This is a genomic window from Limosilactobacillus agrestis (genome assembly GCF_014145585.1).
Classification (GTDB): Bacteria; Bacillota; Bacilli; order Lactobacillales; family Lactobacillaceae; genus Limosilactobacillus; species Limosilactobacillus agrestis.
In genome coordinates this window covers 1-20,591 of sequence record NZ_JACIVF010000057.1, presented here as the reverse complement: position 1 = coordinate 20,591, position 20,591 = coordinate 1, and the positions used below count along the sequence as shown (strand labels likewise).

General features: G+C 33.6%; 14 protein-coding genes. All 14 read right to left on the bottom strand.

Annotation, left to right across the window (positions count from 1 at the left end; genetic code table 11):
* Window positions 1-43: 43 nt before the first annotated feature.
* Complete coding sequence (locus H5R88_RS06050; protein ID WP_182600530.1) at window positions 44-994, bottom strand: glycosyltransferase family 2 protein; 951 nt, start codon at window positions 992-994, stop codon at window positions 44-46.
* A gap of 4 nt (window positions 995-998) precedes the next feature.
* Entirely contained in the window at window positions 999-2,852 is a 1,854-nt protein-coding gene (locus tag H5R88_RS06045; RefSeq protein ID WP_182600525.1) for a DUF6020 family protein, read from the bottom strand.
* A gap of 21 nt (window positions 2,853-2,873) precedes the next feature.
* Window positions 2,874-3,947, bottom strand: coding sequence for an acyltransferase (locus tag H5R88_RS06040; RefSeq protein ID WP_182600524.1), 1,074 nt, complete (start codon window positions 3,945-3,947; stop codon window positions 2,874-2,876).
* Window positions 3,940-4,851, bottom strand: coding sequence for a glycosyltransferase family 2 protein (locus H5R88_RS06035; RefSeq protein ID WP_231824838.1), 912 nt, complete (start codon window positions 4,849-4,851; stop codon window positions 3,940-3,942). Before H5R88_RS06035 ends, H5R88_RS06040 begins: the two co-directional genes overlap by 8 nt.
* A 14-nt stretch (window positions 4,852-4,865) precedes the next feature.
* Window positions 4,866-5,624: a glycosyltransferase gene (locus H5R88_RS06030; RefSeq protein ID WP_182600523.1), complete on the bottom strand. Its 759-nt coding sequence runs from the start codon at window positions 5,622-5,624 to the stop codon at window positions 4,866-4,868.
* Window positions 5,621-6,598, bottom strand: coding sequence for a glycosyltransferase family 2 protein (locus tag H5R88_RS06025; protein ID WP_182600522.1), 978 nt, complete (start codon window positions 6,596-6,598; stop codon window positions 5,621-5,623). The genes H5R88_RS06030 and H5R88_RS06025 overlap by 4 nt, the downstream gene beginning before the upstream one ends.
* A 19-nt stretch (window positions 6,599-6,617) precedes the next feature.
* Window positions 6,618-7,241: a YveK family protein gene (locus tag H5R88_RS06020; RefSeq protein ID WP_182600521.1), complete on the bottom strand. Its 624-nt coding sequence runs from the start codon at window positions 7,239-7,241 to the stop codon at window positions 6,618-6,620.
* Complete coding sequence (locus H5R88_RS06015; RefSeq protein ID WP_182600520.1) at window positions 7,225-8,427, bottom strand: polymerase; 1,203 nt, start codon at window positions 8,425-8,427, stop codon at window positions 7,225-7,227. Before H5R88_RS06015 ends, H5R88_RS06020 begins: the two co-directional genes overlap by 17 nt.
* Window positions 8,428-8,467: 40 nt before the next feature.
* Window positions 8,468-9,382, bottom strand: coding sequence for a glycosyltransferase family 2 protein (locus H5R88_RS06010; protein WP_182600519.1), 915 nt, complete (start codon window positions 9,380-9,382; stop codon window positions 8,468-8,470).
* Window positions 9,383-9,400: 18 nt separating this feature from the next.
* Window positions 9,401-10,828: a flippase gene (locus H5R88_RS06005; RefSeq protein WP_182600518.1), complete on the bottom strand. Its 1,428-nt coding sequence runs from the start codon at window positions 10,826-10,828 to the stop codon at window positions 9,401-9,403.
* Between the two features lie 5 nt (window positions 10,829-10,833).
* Window positions 10,834-11,952, bottom strand: coding sequence for a UDP-galactopyranose mutase (gene glf / locus H5R88_RS06000; RefSeq protein WP_182600517.1), 1,119 nt, complete (start codon window positions 11,950-11,952; stop codon window positions 10,834-10,836).
* 186 nt (window positions 11,953-12,138) lie between these two features.
* Window positions 12,139-17,265 (bottom strand): glycosyl hydrolase 53 family protein, encoded by a 5,127-nt coding sequence (locus tag H5R88_RS05995; protein WP_182600516.1) that lies wholly within the window; start codon window positions 17,263-17,265, stop codon window positions 12,139-12,141.
* Window positions 17,266-17,393: 128 nt separating this feature from the next.
* A complete protein-coding gene (locus H5R88_RS05990) occupies window positions 17,394-17,948 on the bottom strand; it encodes a CDP-diacylglycerol diphosphatase (protein WP_182600515.1) in 555 nt (184 codons plus the stop codon).
* A gap of 88 nt (window positions 17,949-18,036) precedes the next feature.
* Entirely contained in the window at window positions 18,037-20,580 is a 2,544-nt protein-coding gene (locus H5R88_RS05985; protein WP_182600514.1) for a C39 family peptidase, read from the bottom strand.
* Window positions 20,581-20,591: the final 11 nt, after the last annotated feature.

The following is a 20,591-nucleotide window of genomic DNA, read 5'->3' as shown; positions in this document are numbered from 1 at the left end:
CAAGTAAGTTTTAAGTGGGTTACTTGTAATCTTAAATACTAGCTTATTTGATTTCTTCTTTTCTTTCAAAGTGAAGTTCTTGTAATCTAAACTCAAATTCACGACGCTCTTTCCGTTGAATAGAATCTAAAATCAATCCACTGTAAAAAGAAATTATTCCAGCAATTAGACAAAAGCCACATACTATTAACGTCGGCATATTTGCAACCTTACCTGTTGCCTCATATGGTAACCAGACATTAGGGATAAAGAATCCTAATGATAAAATCACTAGCAATAGTGCTAATAATCCGTAAAAATTAAACGGCTTATAATTCCTGTAAAGGGTGAAAATTAGTCGCAAGACCTTAAAACCATCCGAGAAAGTATTCAACTTACTCTCACTTCCTACAGGTCGATCACGATATTCGATAATGTGATTTTTAACTGAAAGATTATTTACCGTCGCAAAAATACTCATTTCTGTCTCAATTTCAAAACCGTGAGAAAGAACTGGGTATGATTTTACAAATTCAAAACTAAATGCCCGATATCCTGTCATAATATCTCGAATGTCATTTTTGAAGAAAAAGTTAATACTTCCTCTAACAAGTTTATTCCCTATCCCATGGAATGGCCGTTTATTTTCTTCAAAATAGCTTGAACTCAAGCGGTCTCCAACAACCATATCGTACTTCTGCTCTAAAACATATTTAGCCATTTTGGGAATATCTTCAGCAGGATAAGTATCATCCCCATCGATCATAATGTAACATTCTGCATCAATTTCACGAAACATTCGACGAATTACGTTCCCTTTTCCTTGCATATATTCATGACGAACAATTGCCCCAGCTTTTTTTGCTAATTCTGCTGTATCATCTGTTGAATTATTATCATAAACATAAACATTAGAATTCGGTATTGTACTAATTGCTTTTTTGCAATCTTGCACTACTTTTTTAATGGTTTTTGCCTCGTTATAACAAGGAATTAAAACAGCAACTGTATCTATCATTTTATTTCACCTTACAAAATTTGTCATTATATCGATCTCGCCATAAGTAAGAAATTACTATAGGAAGAACTGCTAAAACACCAATTGTATACCTTGTATACCCATTGATCGAAGTAATAGTAAATAGTAAGCACATAACAGCTAATGGTAATAATAACATTAAGTTTACTTTTTTTCTTAATTCAAATAGGACGCAGAACAAAATCAGGGTACTCCATATTGGAAAAGCAGGATTACTAATAAACATTAATAAGGGAGAGTTTACAATAAACAGCATTGCCTTCCGATAAATATCCCTTATCTTTTCATTAAAGACTGGAGTATACTGCTTTGACCAGGAAGGCGCCATATAAGGATGAGTTTCTGGCCCAGGGAAATAATTTAAGAATAATCCATCAGAATACCGAATAAAAGGATTTAAATAACAAGAATTAGCTCCTAAATAAACATATACATATTTAAATGGGTGATTAATTCCTTCTTTTAGCCAAACAGCTAGATATTGGCTTATCTCCCTTTTTTCAGTATTTGTTGTTCTAATTGTTTTTTTATGTTTTTTTACATCACTGATTATTTGGTCTGAATTTAAGAAAGTATTTGATGGGTACAACGATTTCAGATTATCACCATTATTAATATCAAAATTTTGACTTATTTTTGATAGTGGTGTTATCCTATTAATTATTTTAAGTTCATTTTTCGTTAAAGAATTTTTATCGTGTAAATAAATATAGCTTAATTGACGTGTTGGCAAGGTTAATGCCTCAGAAGGTGAACTCTTTACGACATTTTTTAGATTTAAATAGCTATTCCAGCCAAAATGAATTCCTAAAATTACAAATATAGAAACCATTATTAACATTAAATTTCTCTTTTTACTTATCGAAAGAAAAATTAGAACGACCGTTGCTATAATCACAATAAAAAAAGAATCATTTCTAAACAACCCAAACAGTGAACTGGCTAAACAATAGTATAAAATATCATCCCATTTTAATTGGGAAATTTTTATTTTTTCAAAAATTTTAGTAAACATCAAATAAAACCAGGCCGCAAATGCGTAATAAAGAGTACTCTTATCGATGGTTATAGCATATGAGCTAAATATAGGTGAAGCAAAAAGTATAAATGCACCAATTCCGCCATATTTACCTGTCTTTTCAAATACATATTTAATCACAAATGTATATATTACACTCGATATAATAAATTGAAATAAAACAACCAAAAATATACCAAAATTAACACCAAATAAAGATCTTCCAACATTAAACAAAGTACCAAAAATTATCGTTGTGAACCATGGATGATGATTGGTTGGTATATATTTGAAATTTAAATATGCTATTTTTGTCCTTTCAAATTCGCAAAATTGACGTACACCGTCCCATGATATTTGTCCAGGAAGGAACCCAGCAATTGAGATTATCCAAATAATTACAAGTATTAACCATATATATATTGTCTTTGGTGTATGCCAATTTACAATATTGAATCCAAAATACTTTTGTATTACAGATAAAGTAAGTGAAAAAATTATTGTCCAACTAAATAAGGCAAACATAGTTAATAATATATTAACCAAACCTGTCAAATAGGCACTATCACTTAAATTATTGGCAATAAATGTTGCATTATAGATTACAGATAAAATAAAGCCAAATATCCACACAGATTTAATTTGAATATTTATCTTATTTTTTTTGACCATGTAAAATAAGCAACCTACCCATATTAGAAAAAATAATGAAATGCACTGATTACTATTAATCCTTATCACATCCACATTTTCTGGATATGTTATATTCATTCCAAAGGATGCTACTATCAATAATAAATAAATAATCTTTTTCATTCTACCTTCTCTACTTTCAAATTATGGTACAAGTTTATTTATTAACTTAACTTTTTTCATAGTAAAAGTTATTGTTCCACTTAATATAAATACAAAAATTGGATCTGTTATTATCATTATTATTAACGGTAAATGAACTAAACTATTTAATGGATTTAGTACCCACGTAATAACAAATGGATGAATTAAATAAATTCCGAAAGTTAAGCCAGCTAGTATAACTAAAATATTCTTATGAGTTGATACTTTTAACTGTGGTTCTCGATCTTTTAAAAATAAAAACAGCGAACACATTACACAAAAAGATGGGAACATTGAAATATCACCAAATGTTTTTACAATTCCACCAGGATAATTTAATACGGCTAGATGACGATAGAAAAAGGTAAAATAAATTGTTGCTCCAATTTCAAAAAGTAACATAATGATTGCTAAAAAGTATATCTGGCACGTACGCTTCTTTGATATTTCATTATTAGTTAGATACCAACCAGCAATAAAATATTGCGCATAAGAGCCAACAAATGGCACCGATAATCCAAATAAATTATTTGTTTTAGTAACAAGACTTATTACCGGTAAAATTGTATTAACAGTCACCATTAATAGGATAGTATACTTAATTAAACTTCTATTACCATGAATAATAATCAAGGAAACAAACGGTGCGCATAAATAGAAACCAATAATATTATAAAAAAACCAATATGGACCAACCAATGTTCCCGATAGGAATCCCTGAATAAAAGCCTTAATATTCAGAGTTCCACCATTATGCCCGTAGATTAATAAGAAACCTAATATACTCCAGACAACAAAGGGGACCACCACTTTATTAATTCGTTTATGAAAAAAGGTCTTAGTATCATAACGATTTCGGTAACTTAATATATTTGCTCCTGATTGCATAAAAAACATTGGTACCCCGTAAGAAAAGACGATACCAATGATAAGACACAATATTACATAAAAAGTTGGTTGAATTTTAGCAATACCAAGACTCACTGGATTAGCTACTGTATGTAATACTACAACTGCAAAGGAAGATAGAATTGCATTGAGATACATAAAGTACTTTCTATTATTTTTACTCATTTTTTTCTTTCCCATTATTTATATATTCAATCTTAGGATTAAAACTTAATCCCTTTAATGTTGACTCACAAATGATTTTTAACCGTGTTTTCTTATTATCCGGTGCTTTTAAGATCACCTTAGTAAGATGCAACCCCGTCTTTAAAAGTAAATGATTCCATCCAGCTATTCCCTCGCGACGATATAAGTAGACTTCATTGCGATATGCATATCGATAACGATTAAACCGCTTAGAACTATCATTAACAATATTACTTCCTGTATTGGATTTACACTTATGGATTACAATACTCTCAGGAACGAAGTAAGCCGAATATTTCCGTGAAATTCTTCGCGAATACTCAAAATCATCAGCCCAAATAAAGAATTCCTTAATTGGTAGCCCAATCTCTTTTACCACTTTAACCGGCACTAAGAAAGAAACAAACGTCCCCATAATAATTTTCTTAGGTTTATTACCATTAAAGTTAGTTAATTTATGGTTTAAGGAAACTTTAGGAATATTCATTTTACAAAGTGATTGGTTCTTCCAAAGGACTTTACTTGATAAAAATCCAAAATTACCAACTGTGTCAGCAGTTTCTATTAGTTTTTCCAACGCATTTGGTGTTGGAATTGAATCATCATCCATCAACCATAAATAGTCATATTCAGCATTAGCGCCTTGCTTAACTCCAAATTGAAAGCCACCAGCTCCGCCAAGATTTTCACCCGTGTTAATATACCTAATTTGAGGATTCTTAAATGCTTCTACTATTTCCCTCGTCCCATCAGTACTAGCATTATCAATTACGAGAATATCTAAATTACGATATGTTTGGGCTAATAATGCATTGATACATTCAGCCAATAATTTTTTACGGTTATACGTCACAACTACCGCAGCAATTTTTTTATTCATCATTTATACCACTACTTTTATAAATTAAATTTGCGCCAAATCTTATGCTTAACTAATTTCAATGGTGGTATGACAATTAAATTTAGTTTGCTATGAGTATTCCACGTTGTCATTGTCGTATTAATTGATGTAAAGTGCGAACCATAGCGCTTTACTATTTCACGACCTGTTTGAACATACTGCCAGTTTTCAGAATTACCAGGAGAATAATGCCACATTCGAGCAGGAATAACATAATTTTTCTTATTATTTAGTAAAGCAATTAAACATTGTTCTACTGCATACATATGCCATCCTTTGACATCTGTGAATGGATGATTTTCACAAAAATCCCTTGTCATAACAAAAAAACATTCGTCAACAGTTTGAACCTCTGTAACTTTGTCAATTGATTTTCCAAAATGGTAATAAGGATCTCCTTGAACAATCGTAGTCAAAATTGTTGATTTATGATGATGCAATTCAAATGGGCAACCGGAAACTCCTGCTACTCCTAAATCATCAATCTGCACAATTTGCTCTAATGCATCTTTCAATGCAAATTTATCTAGAAAGCGCATATCTGGATGCAAGAAAATAAAGTAATCTCCATGAGCTTTTTTCATAGCATCATTATAAGCTTCCCTAGCTGATGAAAACTGATTATGATCATTATTAATCTTAATTAGCTCATATTGAACTCCTTCTTGCTCTTTTAAGTTTTTTAAGAATCCTTCATATATTTTTTCTTTATTAACAATTGTAATAATAGAAAATAATTTATCTTGAATAGTCATTTTTTCTCCTTATCAATCTCTAATTGATTTATTTCCTTGAAATTTTTAACAACCAGAAAGCCAAATAAAATATCTCCCCGAATTGTTGGTCTTACCGGTGGATAGTGTAAAACAGTAATGAAATTTCTTAATAAGTTAGCGTGACCGATTAATTTAGCATATTTTTCAGTATATTTTTTATTCGTTCCTTGAAGCTGATTACCATAAACATTCCAAAAATCTCTAATCATTCGCATAGATTGAATAACGCGCTCATTAACAGGATCACTAACTGTATTATTATACCAGGCAGTTCCTTTGATATTACTGCCAACTAGATTACCAACATGTTGACGATACAAAATAGTTGGTTCTTCTAAATATATTACCTTACCAAAAGCAGCTGCAATTAATGCAATCCACCAATCATGCAGATACACATTAACCAATTTTTTATCGTTAAAATTAATTTGCCTCTTTAATGCTTGGTTAATCATCATTGTGCATCCTGTTACGCAATTTTTAAATAGTAATTGTTTAAAACCAGACCACGTATCTTCTGGTTTTTTCATTAATAAATTACCATTAAGGTTATTATCAACAATTGTTAAGTTGGTATGAACACAGATAGGCTTATAGTTAAAAAATTTTTCCGCGTCTTGCATTTTCTTTAGAGTTAACTTTACCTTATCTTGTTTCCAATAATCGTCTTGATCTGAAAACATATAATAATTGGCCTCAGTAGATTCTAAAAGTTTCATAAATGATCTTGTAACACCAAGATTTTTATCAAATTTAGCATTTAAAAAATTAATTCTTTTATCCTTATGAACAAACTCATTAATTATACTTACAGTATGATCAGTAGAACCATCATCTCTAATGTACAACTGCCAGTTTGAAAAACTTTGAGTAATAATTGATTCAATCTGTTCCTTAAGGTATTTCTCACCATTATAAGTAGACATTAAAATTGCTACTGTATCTTCAGCCATATTTTTGCCTCTTTAATAATTAAATATTTTTCCAAGTAGATACGCTAAATGAAATAATCATTCCAATTAACAATCCTAAAGCTGCTCCTAAAACTGCATATTTCTTTATAGATGGAGTAGTGACTGAATGAATATTATCGTTATTTGCTCTATTTACTACTCTTACTTTAATGCGATTAGGACTATATTGAGGCAATTGCTTTGTCGAGGCTTTAGCAACAGCATTAGTAATTTCTACAGAATTCTTTGCCTCGCTCGTCTTTGCATTGATGTTTAGAATAAGCGAGTCTGGATTTGAATCAACGTTTACAGCCGCTCCTAATTGATCTGCTGAATATTGTTTTTTTATTTTCTTTGGAAGATATTTTTGCGCTTTCTTCATTGTTTCTTGATTATTCACAATCTCTTCATAAGTTTTCATCATCCCTTTTTCAGCCATAATTGCCGAATTTTTATAATCAGTATTTTGCAGATTAGCTTCGATAATTACACTCGATTTAGCAAGATACGATGTATTCCTTTTATGCTTTGCATATAATCCACCTATTAATCCACAAAGGACTGTAAAAACTATGATAATAAGAATATTTTTCCATATAATTTGGTTAATTTTACCAACCGTAAATTTATTTGATTTTGTCATTTTGCGAACCTCCGTTTAAGTTAAAGGGAACAATTGATAAAAATGATAATAAGAATGGATCATAAGTAATTTCTAATAAGTGTTGGTCAATCATACTACTTAATACTACAAGAAAAAGTATACTCGGCAATAGGTAATCATGATGAATTGTTTCCCTAATTGAAATAAATGCAATTATGAAAAGAGTGATTACTCCTAACAGTGCACCATTTATAATTAGTAGCCTAATGAATGAAGAATCAATATAGAAATACCCAAAGGGATTGTTTTTCATCATTGTAAGACCCTTTGCGCCTCCCCATCCATGCTCAGCAATTTTTTGTCCAAATAGTGTTACTCCATATTTTTCAAAGCCTTCTTCTCCATACGTTAAACGTCCTGATAATATTCTATTTAGTTTTACCATTGTTGAATTTCCAAACGTAAAGTAATACGTAAGGAGGACAAAAGTATATGGTAGGATAATGTTCAAATACCAAAACGAAGAGACAATAAATTTCTTTATTTTCGTTTTAACTGAACTTGTTGCTAACACTATAACAGGAACTATCAATAGAATCAGAAATGTATCCACACGAGTATTTGTGATGAGATACATAATAGTATCTATAATTAGAATTCCAATAAACTTTTTCCAATTTAATGACCGATAATTTAGGTAGCAATATGCTAAACATAAATAGAATACGTAGGCTGATAAATCAGTTGAGTAATCTATTCCAAGACTATATCTAAATACATCTCCACGAAAGAATGCTAAATTACGAATAATTCCTAGTAAAGAATATAGTATGATTAACAATAATAGAACAAAATTAACATTAAAGTAATGTCTAACTATCTTATTAAAATTAATGTTTTTTGCACCTAGTATAAAGCCAAACATTATCATTACTGTATTTATTTGAGTATTTTTCCATGAGAAAAATGCCAATGCTAGAGTAATTGTTATTGCAATATATTCTTTCCAATTAAAACTATCAAATATATAAATTTTAATTACAAGCAAAAATAATGCAAAGTAATTAAACCAATTAACCTGATTAATTCGCAAATAAATCATAAATGTAGTATTCACAACAAAAGAAGCAATTAAACTTATCGTAAATGCAAAAAAGAATAACTGCTCCCCGCTAATTACTTTATTATTTACCCATCTAACTTTATCTTTTAAGTAGGTATTCACTATTATTTTCTCCTATCTCGAATAATGATATTTAGATTATTTAAGGGGTAAATAGGTCATTTTTTCCCTTCTTATTTCTTAAAGCATCCTTAAAACCGTGGTAATAAGTATAGAGGGCTTGTCTCCGTTGCCCTTTATATACATTGTTAAATAATATCCTAATGCACAATTTTAAATAGTATTGATAAAAGTACAGTTTTAGCCATTTCCAGTCCGAATGTTTTTCTTTCATCAACATTGAGTTTCTCATTTCATAATAATTCTTCCAATTAATAACATTCTGCTTTGCTGGATCTTTTTTAGGAGTCTTATGAACAATAATTGCATCTGATACGTTAATGATCTTACTATACTTACGAATTCGTAACGAATATTCGGTATCATCATAATATATAAAATAATCTTTTTCGGGCAGTCCTATTCTTTTCAAAATATCTCTACTGATTACACACCCAACAAATGACAACAAATCAACTTCAAAGTTTTGATTATATTCTGAAGCAGGAATATCTTCTTGTCGATACCATCTAGCTTCTAATACTCTACGACGATGATCAATTTGAATCGTGCCATCTTCATATTCTACCGTTCCACAAAATGCTTTTATTTCAGGATGCGTTTTTTGACAATTCGAAATTAGTTCAAAAAAATTAGATTTATATATCGCATCATCATCTGATAATGATAAAAAGTCAAAGTCTGTATATTTCATTGCTTCTTCAATACCATGATAAAAGCCCCCAGAGCCTCCATAATTTTGCGGCATCTGAATGTAGACTATTTTAGGATGTCTTAACAGTCCCGTCTCTTTAAGTTTCTTTTCTGTACCATCTGTTGAATGATTATCAATAAGAATAATCCTAATTGGCGGTACTTTCTGGTTTAGCAACGAATTTAATGCTTCAATAAGTTTATCTTTTCTATTATAGGTAACAATTACCGATTGATAATTCATATATTTTCCTCACTTTTATTATTTTCGTCGCCTTTGAATTAAGTCAATAGCTTGGTCAACAATTGGCGCCTTAAGCAAAATAATGCCAAGCAAGTATACAATCATGCCGACAAGTACTTCTATAGCCAAATTAATAACAGTCATATTAATAATTAAAGCCAAACGGTAAACGACAATGAACATTAATCCACCACTTATTATATATTTCCAGCTGTTCTTAAAGAGCCGTCTACGTTCAATAGTCCCTCTAATATAAAATAATTGAATTGCTGTTACTGTTAACTCTGAAATATCTGTAGCGATTGTTGCACCTTTAGCTCCCCACAAAGCAATTAAGAAAAGGTTTGCAATAATATTAACAACAGCCCCTAATGTAACTGAAACCGTATATTCTTTCGTGCGATTAATCGGCATTAAATATTGCGTTCCTGTAACATTACTCCAAGCAATAAATAAGATAACTGGCGCTTCAAACATCATTAAAGTTCCAGCCGCATCATATTGTCGTCCTAAAAACCATGGAGCAAATGGTTGAGCAATTGCCATAATTCCAAACATCATTGGCACTGCAATTGCTGTTATAAAATCAAAAGAATTATACAAACTCTCCCGAATTCCCTTAACATCACCTTTAGAAAATTTGTTAGCAATATGAGGTAACATCACTTGCCCAGAAGCAGTCGCAACTGCTAAAACAACCTTAATGATTTGGTCAGTGTTCTGAAACTGCCCTAGTTGGTTTTGCGTTGACATACGCCCAAGCATAAGTCGATTAACAACTAAGTATACTTGAGTAGTAATCGTTGGAATAAAAAGCAATAGCGCGGGATAAAAATGTTTAAACGGGTGCCACGTGCTAATTGGAACCCATTTAATTTCATCTTTCAAATATGGCCATAAAGTTAAGTTACCAGCAAGATTTGATAATCCCAATAAGGCAATATACTTTCCTAGGTCACTTTGATTTTTAATTAAAAGAAAAATTAAAGCAACTGAAGCCAATTTTACTAGCATATTTCGGAAAACAATCCGTTGAAAGTTTTCCATTCCCATAAAATACCAAGAAACATCCAATCCAGCTGCAATAATCCAAAAAGATTGAAGTAAAAAATAATGTTTAAAAGTAGTACTAAATAGGAGTACCGCTGCAAGATAAGCTATTAATGCTAGTAAAATTGTCATTCCTTGAAGCGTCTCAATTCCCCAAAAGATTTTTGAACGTTCAATAGGATTTTCACGATGATAGGCAACTTCACGATTACCATAAAGTGCAATTCCCATTTGTCCAACAAGCATAAAGAAGGTCATCCAACTGTTTGTATAAGAATTGATACCTACAAGTTCCGGTCCCAGTACACGTGAAATATAAGGAACAGTAATTAACGGTACTAACAGTAATAATATTTGATAGACAACATTATACAAATAATTCTTAATAACCTTCATGGCTACTAATCAAACTCCTTGTTAACAGCTGTCAATGCTGCATGTAATACTTGATCCATGTTGTAGTAACGATATTGACCTAAACGGCCACCGAAGATCACATTATTAGCCTCTTCGTTCGCTAATTTTGCATATTGCTTATAAAGTTCGTTATTCCGTTGATTATTAATTGGGTAATATGGTTCATCACCCCGATGCCAGTCAGCAGGATATTCACGAGTAATCACTGTCTTATCCTTATCACCCTTCCCGAATTCAAAGTGCTTATGTTCAATAATCCGAGTATATGGTATTTCGGCATCAGTATAGTTAATTACCGCATTACCTTGATAATTGCCAATGTTCTTTTCCTCAGTTTCAAAGCGTAAACTACGGTATTGTAATTCACCTAACTGGTAGTCAAAGAATTGATCAATCATCCCGGTAAAGACAACCTTGGGATAATCTTTAAGGTATTCGTCCTTCTTATCAAAGAAGTCTACTCCAGTTTCAACATCAATCAAATCACTATCAAGCATTTTTTCGACAATTTGGGTATAGCCCCCAATTGGAATTCCTTGGTAAGTATCGTTAAAGTAGTTATTATCATAAATTAACCGCACTGGAAGTCGCCGAATAATAAAGGCTGGCAATTCAGTTGCCTTTTGTCCCCACTGTTTTTCAGTATAACCTTTGATGAGCTTTTCATAAATATCACGGCCAATTAACGAAATGGCTTGTTCTTCCAAATTCTGTGGCTCTTTACCTGCCATCTCTTGGCGTTGCTCGTTAATTTTTGCCATTGCTTCTGCTGGTGTCCGTACCCCCCACATCTGGCTAAAAGTATTCATATTAAATGGGAGGTTGTACATTTCGCCCTTGTAGTTAGCTACTGGACTATTTGTATATCGATTGAATTCTGCAAACTGGTTCACATAATCCCACACTTCCTTATTAGACGTATGGAAAATATGGGCCCCATATTGATGAACCTGAATACCATCTATTGCTTTAGTGTAAATATTACCAGCAATATGGTCTCGTTTTTCAATCACCTTTACGCGCTTACCACGTTTAGCAGCTTCATAGGCAAAAGTCGCCCCAAAAAGGCCCGCGCCTACTACTAGATAATCATATTTTTTCATTGTTCTCTCCATATCATAACTTTTACATACTTTTGTATAATACTACATTACTACAGTGTTTGTGAAGCTTTGAAATATTTATCATAATTTAAGACTATTTAAGTATTCTTGTAATCTTTTAGTAAAGTTTTTGTAATAAAAAAGTAGTTCTAAGATCTCTCTTTGAACCACTTTTTCTCTAATCAATTATTTGTTTGATGGATCAATCCATTTTAATGAAGCTGAATATGTAAGATTAATCGGATCCCCATATTTAGCGCCTTGGTTAGCAGTCTGTAAACTGGCGGTCGTTAACCAATATTCATAATGATATTGATTACCATCTTTTAATGTATATATTTTTTGTCCAGAAAGTACTCCCGTTGTCCCATATGTTCCTGGAAGTACTTTTGCAAGATTGTCAAATGCCTGTGTATTTATTATTGTACCTTTCTCACCAGTTAGAGCAGCAGCAACAGTTTTCTGAAGAGACGATAATTCCTCTGCCGGTAATGAATCGCCTGTTTTAAGTGGATGATCAATTGATACTCCATCAATTCCCCATACTTCAGAAACAGTTGCATTTACTGGAGATGTGACCGTTTCAACCTGCTTATCAGCAACAAGCGTCGCACTATAATTAACTGTTAATGGAACACCATATTTAGCATTTTGATTAGCTTTAAGAAAATTACTAAGTTTTTCCGCAGTACTGTTACCATCTAGCCAAAATTCATAATGATACTTATTACCAGCTTCATCAACATAATTCTCGCTCTTAAAGCCATCTCGAAAATTATTGAAAATAACCTTTAAAGATGTTTCACTAATACTAGTATTTTGAGTCCCATTTAATAACTGTTGACCTTCTTGATTTAATACATTATTTAAATCTAAAGTATCGCCAATCTTTAATGGATTTGTTAAATTAATCCCATCTGCTTTATATAAGGCATTGATCTTAGCATTAAGCGGACTCGTAACATTTGCAGGAGAAACATAACCAGTTAAAAATCCTTTATACATCATTAATGATTGAAGTGGGTAACCTCGATCATCAAAAAGAGTGTTATTATCCCAAGAAGTTCCACCTGAAGCTGGTTTCCCTTCATACATGATCTTTGAATCAGGGTAATAGCCACGCGCATTAATTGATGCCCAGCCAGTACCTTGGACATCCCCCATTAGCTTATTATATTCCCAGTTATTCCAACCAGCTTTTACCGGAATCCAGGCTGGTTCCCAGTAAAATGCTCCTAGACCATTATCGTTGCTTAAAATTGCTTTATACATTGCGCCAATTTCATCAACTTGCCCTTGAGGACTTACAGCATAATGACCAGGATCCCAGCTAACATTATTAGGAGTTCCGTCAGCATTTTCCAAAGTAAATGGCCAACCGCTTTCTGCAATCATAAACTTTTTGCCATACTTGTCTTTAATCATTTTCTCTACATTAGCAATATTATCAGGATTATTGCCACCCCATCCCCAAAATGGATAGTAAGAAGACCCAAGAACATCATAATCAACATTATGCATCTGCAAGGCACTCATAATCATATCATAATTGTGCATGTCCGGTGTCTCAATATGAATTGCTAATTGAGTATCTGGACTGCTTTCTCGGAATGCCCGAGAAGCAGAACTAATGTAACTTGTCATCCGACTAACTTGTGGTTCTGTTTGCCAAACATTGACATCTTCGGCTTCATTGCGAACACCGAGAATTCCCTTTGTAATTTCATTACCAAGTTGGGCCATGTCAATATTAACCCCAGCCTTTGTAAAATCATTTACTAATTTCTTAGTATAAAGGTATATTTCATCATTAAGATCTTTATCATCAAGGTTTTTCCATTGCTTTGGAACTAATTGTGTAGCTGGATCAGCCCAGAAATCAGAATAATGTAGTCCTAAAAGTACTTTCATTCCATACTTTTTAGCATTTTCTGCAATCTGTAAAACAGTTGCTTCGTCATCAATTCCACCACCATACGATTCCCCAGCAGCATTATATGGGTCCACCCACATCCGGATACGAATATAATTAACGCCTGCATCAGCAAGGACCTTCATTAAGTCAGCTGGTTGTCCATCAAAGTCATAGAATTGAACTCCATTTTTAACTAAAGCTAGGTAGCTTGAAACGTCTACTCCACGAATTGTATCTTGTTTCATGTTTGGAATTGGATCCACTTTAACTGTTTCATAGCGTGCACCAGTCTCTGTTCCATTTTGATAAGCCAATGCAACCTCGTCAGCAGTTTTTTTACTCGTTGGCGTCATATTAACATTTTCTGTCTGCGAACCAGTTTCAGAACCATAGACAAGCGTAGCAGTATACGCAACTTTTAATTGATCACCATATTTAGCATTCTTATTGAGTGCTAAGAAATTGTTGAGTTTATCATCAGCAGTTTGACCAGCAAGCCAGAATTGATAATGATAAGCATCGTTATTATTATAGTAATTCTTACTTCCTTCAAGAACAGTCGAATTTCCAGGAAGTGCCGCAAAAATCGTCTTAAGAGTATCGTAACTGATCCCTGTTCCCTTTTCACCAGTTAATAACATCGGGCTTACTTGCTTAAACGCTTCGCCTAAATCGGTTTTGCTGATTTCTGCTCCCGTTTGAAGTCCGTTCTCTACCTCAACTGTTACACCAGCATTTTTGTATGTTTCAGCGACTTGTCCCATTAAATTAGAAGTAGCCTTTTCAGTTAGTGCTTGTTCGCCTGGTTTAAATAAAACAATCGCTAATTTATTATTTGTTACCCCCACTCCTACTACACTATTGTTTAGTGTCACGTCAGTCGGTAAATTATTGATAAAATTATCAGCAAGTTGATTATAATCCATCGTTTGTGGTAAATCATATATTGCTGTTGAAATAACATTACCATCAAGCAAAGCATTATTATGAAGCTTTTCATTAATTACTTTACTATCATTATTTACATCACCTTGAGCAAGTTCTTGGGCAATGTCATGGATGGTTAATTCTTGATAGTTATTATTTTGATTAGTCCAATCATAAAGAATACTAATCCCTTGTTGGTGCATCAATTTTTGAGCAATTCGCTGAGCGGTTAAATCACGCTTAGCACGCATAGAATCACTATTAAAGCTTCCACTTGTTTGATAGCTATCCTTTACAACATATACTGGCGAATTAATATCAATGTAATTACCATTTCCTACCGGATCATCAGTAAAACGATGAATCAATTGAATAGCAGTATTTCTTAAGTCTGTATTTAGCACTACTGAACTTTGGAATCCAGATTGTCCACTATTCAAAATACCTGGAAATACACGTTCTACATCTGGACGAACTAAGTTACCTTCCGAACCCATTACAATGGAACGACCAATTTCTCTTCCATTTTGAAGAACTATAATATATTGATATGGTTTCCCATATGATAAGTTGCTGGCATGCCATCCCTGGACTTCAACTGTATTATCATTAACTTTAACATAATCAAAGCTTCCTTGATTAGCAGTCAGATCGTATTTATTACTCCATTGATCTGTTACCAGTAAAGTAGCAGTAGGATTACCATCATCGGCCGCGCTAAATCTTAAAAGAATTTGAACGTCTTTAAGTTGGAATAGATCAATTTCTTTAGGTAAATTAATTGTTGTGTTAAATCCACTATTCTCACTATTAAAGATTGAAGGATAAACTTTAGCAACATCTGAACGAGTACTTAGTTGAACGGCTTTACGCGTAATTTCTTTTCCATTATTCATTACTAAGATATATGGATGATTTTGAGTGGTTGAGGCATCACTAGCCATCCATCCAGTAACATGAATACCATTATTAGTTAAATAAAGTTGATCAATAGCATTAGCAGATTGATTAAGAACAATTGATGGAGACCAAAAATCTGTTCTCTTTCCATCATTTCCATTACCATTTGGATCTGTAGAATAACGGCTGACGATAGAATATTGATGTCCAAAAATAATATCTGCTGGATTAACCTCAAACGTTGCATTAAAGCCTGAATCTAAAGCACCTTTAATATTAGGATATGCTTGGGCAACGTCTGGACGAGTAACATTATTTATTTTAGTTGAAGTAATTTGATGACCTACCGTTTGATCAAAAAGAATTAAGAAACGATTATTTTCAACAGTAGCAACATCACTAGCATGCCACCCTGTAACAGTTACTTTCCCATTTTTGCTTATATTAAATTGATCAATATATCCTTGATTAACTACTTCCTGTGGTAACAAACGTTGAGGGGCAAGCCAATAGCTAACATAATTTCCTTCTCCGTTATCTGCGTCACTGTAACGGCTAATAATTTGCAATTCATGAGTTAAGTCAAGATTATCTAAAGAAAAATCAGCTGTAAAACCAGATTGCTCAGCATTAATAACTTGAGGATAAGCTTCCGCAACATCAATCCGAGAAACATTATTTACTTTTTTACGAGTAATTTCATGGCCAAGAGTCCGATCAAACAAAATAATATAATGATTATCTTTGCCTAATGCTTTATTAGTAGCATTCCATCCTGTTACATGAAGTTGATTATTAACAACTCCCATTTCATCTAGCCAAGCATAATTTTGACGATCAAAAATGACTGGGGCGGAGACATAATCTACAAACTGACTGTTACCATCAGCAGACCCGCTATAACGACTAACAATTTGAATTGCATTTCGATAGGTATTTAGTTTATTAGTATCTAATTGTATTTTTGCATCAAAGCCAGAATTTTCAGCATTATAGACATTATGAATATTTTTAACATCTGGACGTTGAACAATAGTTTGATCGTTTAATTTTGTCCGGCCCAGTTCGGCTTGCTCACCTTTATCATTATGACCAATTACAATTAAAAATCGATTTTGATTACCATATGCAGCCGCCTGATTCGTAGCTTGCCATCCAGTAACATGTAATTGATTATTATTCACTTCAATAGAATCAAAATTTCCATAACTACCATTATCATTTTGATCATAGCTTTGAGTTTGACTGGGGGTAACTTCTAAAGTTGATGGTTCTTTAGAAGGGGTTTCGTTATTACTAACAGATTCTTGAGGAGGATTTATTTCTGCAACAGACTCATTAGTAACAGTTTTTAAGGTTTGTGTCTGTTTATTGTTATTACTATTATTAGTATTTTCTTGTTGGTCAGAAATAGGTTGAGTAGCAACTGACTGATTATCAGCAGGGTCTGTAGTATCAGCTTGTGCCACCCCTCCTAAAATTATTCCAGTGGATACTGCAACCGTTGCAATTGCAGCTGTTATCCATTGCTTTCCACTTTTATATAATTTAAAATGTTTCTTCTGTTCCATTTGTTAATCTCCTATAATTTTGGTGAACCAATTCATTTTAGCATGCAATTATATAAATTAAAATTCTAGACAATAAAAAAGAATGCAATGAATTTAATAACTTTTTCATTACATTCTTTTTTTCTAGATTAGTGAGCTTGCACAACCTTTGCATTGCTTGGTAAACTACCTGACCAATCATTATAAGTAATTTGGTCACTACCGTTCGTTGTTTGTCGATCCATGCCATCACTATCCACATGATGAGTAACGCCATTTTCATCTGTCCAAACCGCAACGTCACTTAAGCCCAGTTGAATTTCGCTGCTTTGATTAGCCTTATTACTTGAAGATTGTTGACTAGAAGTAGATGACTTTGTCGTACTTGTAGCAGAAGATTGTGATGAACTCGTTGCCTTAGATGAATTTGCATTTTGAGAAGTAGTATTTGAACTACTATTAGAATCAATCTTGGCTACATCATCATCACTAACTTTAGATGAAGCGGCATTCTTTTTACTACTTGATTTAGTTGAATCTTTAGCTTTTGCAGAACTTTTGCGACTCTCAGTAACTTTTGAGGTCGTCTCTTTAGACGAACTGTCACTAGAAGCAGATTTGTTTGTACTGCTTGCACAACCAGCTAAGCCTAAAGTGGTCATTAATAATACAGAACTGCTTAGTAAAAGTCGTTTAATTTTCATTTAGTTAATTCCTCCGTTTAGGATCCATGTATCTTATGCACTTATTGTAAACCATCTTGATTATTTGCGCCACTAATTAAAGTCAATCTTAATAACTAATTGCTCGCTGTTTATCAGCATTCCAGTGTTGGTAAAATTCACCATATGTCATGCTTTCTTTTCTTCCCGTCCAAGGATTATTGTAGAATAAGCGACCTGCATCATAACCAGTTAATGCCAATGCATGATTTACAAATCCATTGACATTGGCAACCCATGCAACTACTAAATGTCCTTGCTTCAGTTTATCCTGAATACGTTGCATCGATGCACCTGTCATAATTTCATGATGACCAACGAAACGGTCAACTACTGGTGCAATCCCAGTGGGAAAAATCCACCACCCACTTGGACTAAATGGATTACCCACAAACCCATAATCTCCATTATTGCTCCGTGGCATGATATTAGCCAATTGAACTTTATTGACATTATAACCTGCATACTGAAGCATCATTGTTACTGCTGTAATTTCACAACCAGTTGGTAATTCCGGAAGTTGACTAATAACCTCCGCATCATTATAAACTGCAACAATTTGTCCATTATCATTGTAGGTAGTCGTTTTACGGCCTTCAGATTGGACTCCTGAAAGAATAGAAACCGGTCCAGATACAATATCAATATAATTACCATTGCCGGCTGGATCATCCGTTAATCGGTTAATAATTTTAACTACTTTGTGGAGCATATTTTCTTGAGTCGGAATCACAATTTGAAAGCCTGACTTATTTGCTCCTTCAATGTAAGGATAAACATTTTGAACATCATTCCGTCCAAGGCCCTTATTCGTAATCTCTTGGCGGTAAAGTTCTTGACCATTATTATCAAGAACGATCAACCATTCATATGGTTTATTGGCTGCTTGACTGCTTGCGTGCCATCCACTCAAGCTAACCTGATTGGCCGTTACGTGAATATTATCAAAGCTACCAGCGTTTGTTGGGTAATCTTGACTGTACTGATCACTGTAATTTTGGTTAGCATCATCACCAGCAAACCGCATAATTACCTTCAGGGTGCCGTTTGCCTTAGCTGGATCCACCTTAAAGTTAACATCAAAGCCACTCTTTTGTGAGTTGTAAATGCTTGGATAAACTTTAGCTACGTCGAGACGGTCAGTTAAGTCAACATGTACTCGATCAATTTCACTGCCATCATTCAATAAAATAAGGTAAGCATTAGGCTTATTAATTGATTGATCGCTGACCATCCAGCCTTTCACATTGTAGCCATTATTAGTCTTGGTAAAGCTATCAACATAAGAAGCTTGTTGATCTAACGTTACAGGATTAAACCAATAATCAGTAGTCTTACTTTGACCATTATCCCCATTACCACTATCTAACGACGAGTAACGACTAACAAGACTATAGCTATGACCTGGAGTAAGGTTTACCGTACCAAAATTAGCATTAAAGCCGGATTGCCCAGCTGTTGCTACTGTAGGATAAACCTTTGCCACATCGGGACGAGCAACATTAGTGACCTTAATGGACTTAACTTGCGTCTTATTTGTATTATCAAATAAGATCAAGTAGTGATTATTTTCGATTTGCGAATAATCAGTTGCATGCCACCCGGTAACAGTCAACTGACCATTACTAAGGTTAAATGAATCAAGGCTCCCTTGATTACTAGTGTTAGCTGGCGCAAACTTCTTAGGGGCATACCAGTAACTAACATAGTTTCCTTCACCATTAGCAGCATCGCTATAACGACTGATAATTTGAAGTTCATGAGTTAAGTCAATTCCAGCAAGTGAGAAGGCCGTACTAAAGCCAGAATCTTTGGCATTAATTACTTGGGAATAAGCTTTCGCTACATCGGGACGAGCAGTCGGTTCTACTTTTACCCGGGTAATCTCATGACCAGCGGTACGATCATATAAAATCACATAGTGATTAGTTTTACCTAATGCCTTATTAGTAGCATTCCAACCTGAAACTTGAAGTTGATTATCTTTAACGTCAAAATTATCAAGATAAGCATAATTTCCCTTGTCAAGGTTAATCGGTTGAGACCAATTATCAACATGATCCCCTTCACCATTAACGGCATCACTATAGCGACTCACAACGTGAATCTGGTCATCAACGCTCTTAACCTTACTCCAGTCCAGACTATTCATTGTTGCTTGGTAACCGGAATCCTTAGCGTTAACCACATCTGGATAAGCTTTGGCAACATCAGGACGCGCTACATTTTCTGTTACCTGAGTGCGGCCCAATTCGGTATTAGTAGTACTATCATAAGCCACTAAATAACGGTTGTCTTTGCCTGCTGCTTGATTAGTTGCTTGCCATCCACTAACATGCAAATCATTATTATTAACAACTTGAGCAGCATCAAGGTAGCCATAGTTACCATTATCTTTAGCCTGGGCTGCTTTTTCTTGGTTAGCTAGATTTTCTTGACTACTCTCAGTAGTAAGCGCAGTAAGTTGCGCTACCGGAGCTGTCGCATCAACAGTATCTGCTTTTACATTCGTATTTCCCAATACCAATCCGGCTGAAACAGCTGCGACAGCTAATGCCATTGCGCACCAATTTTTACCATCTTTATATAATTTATAGTGTTTCTTTATTTCCATTGTTATCTCCC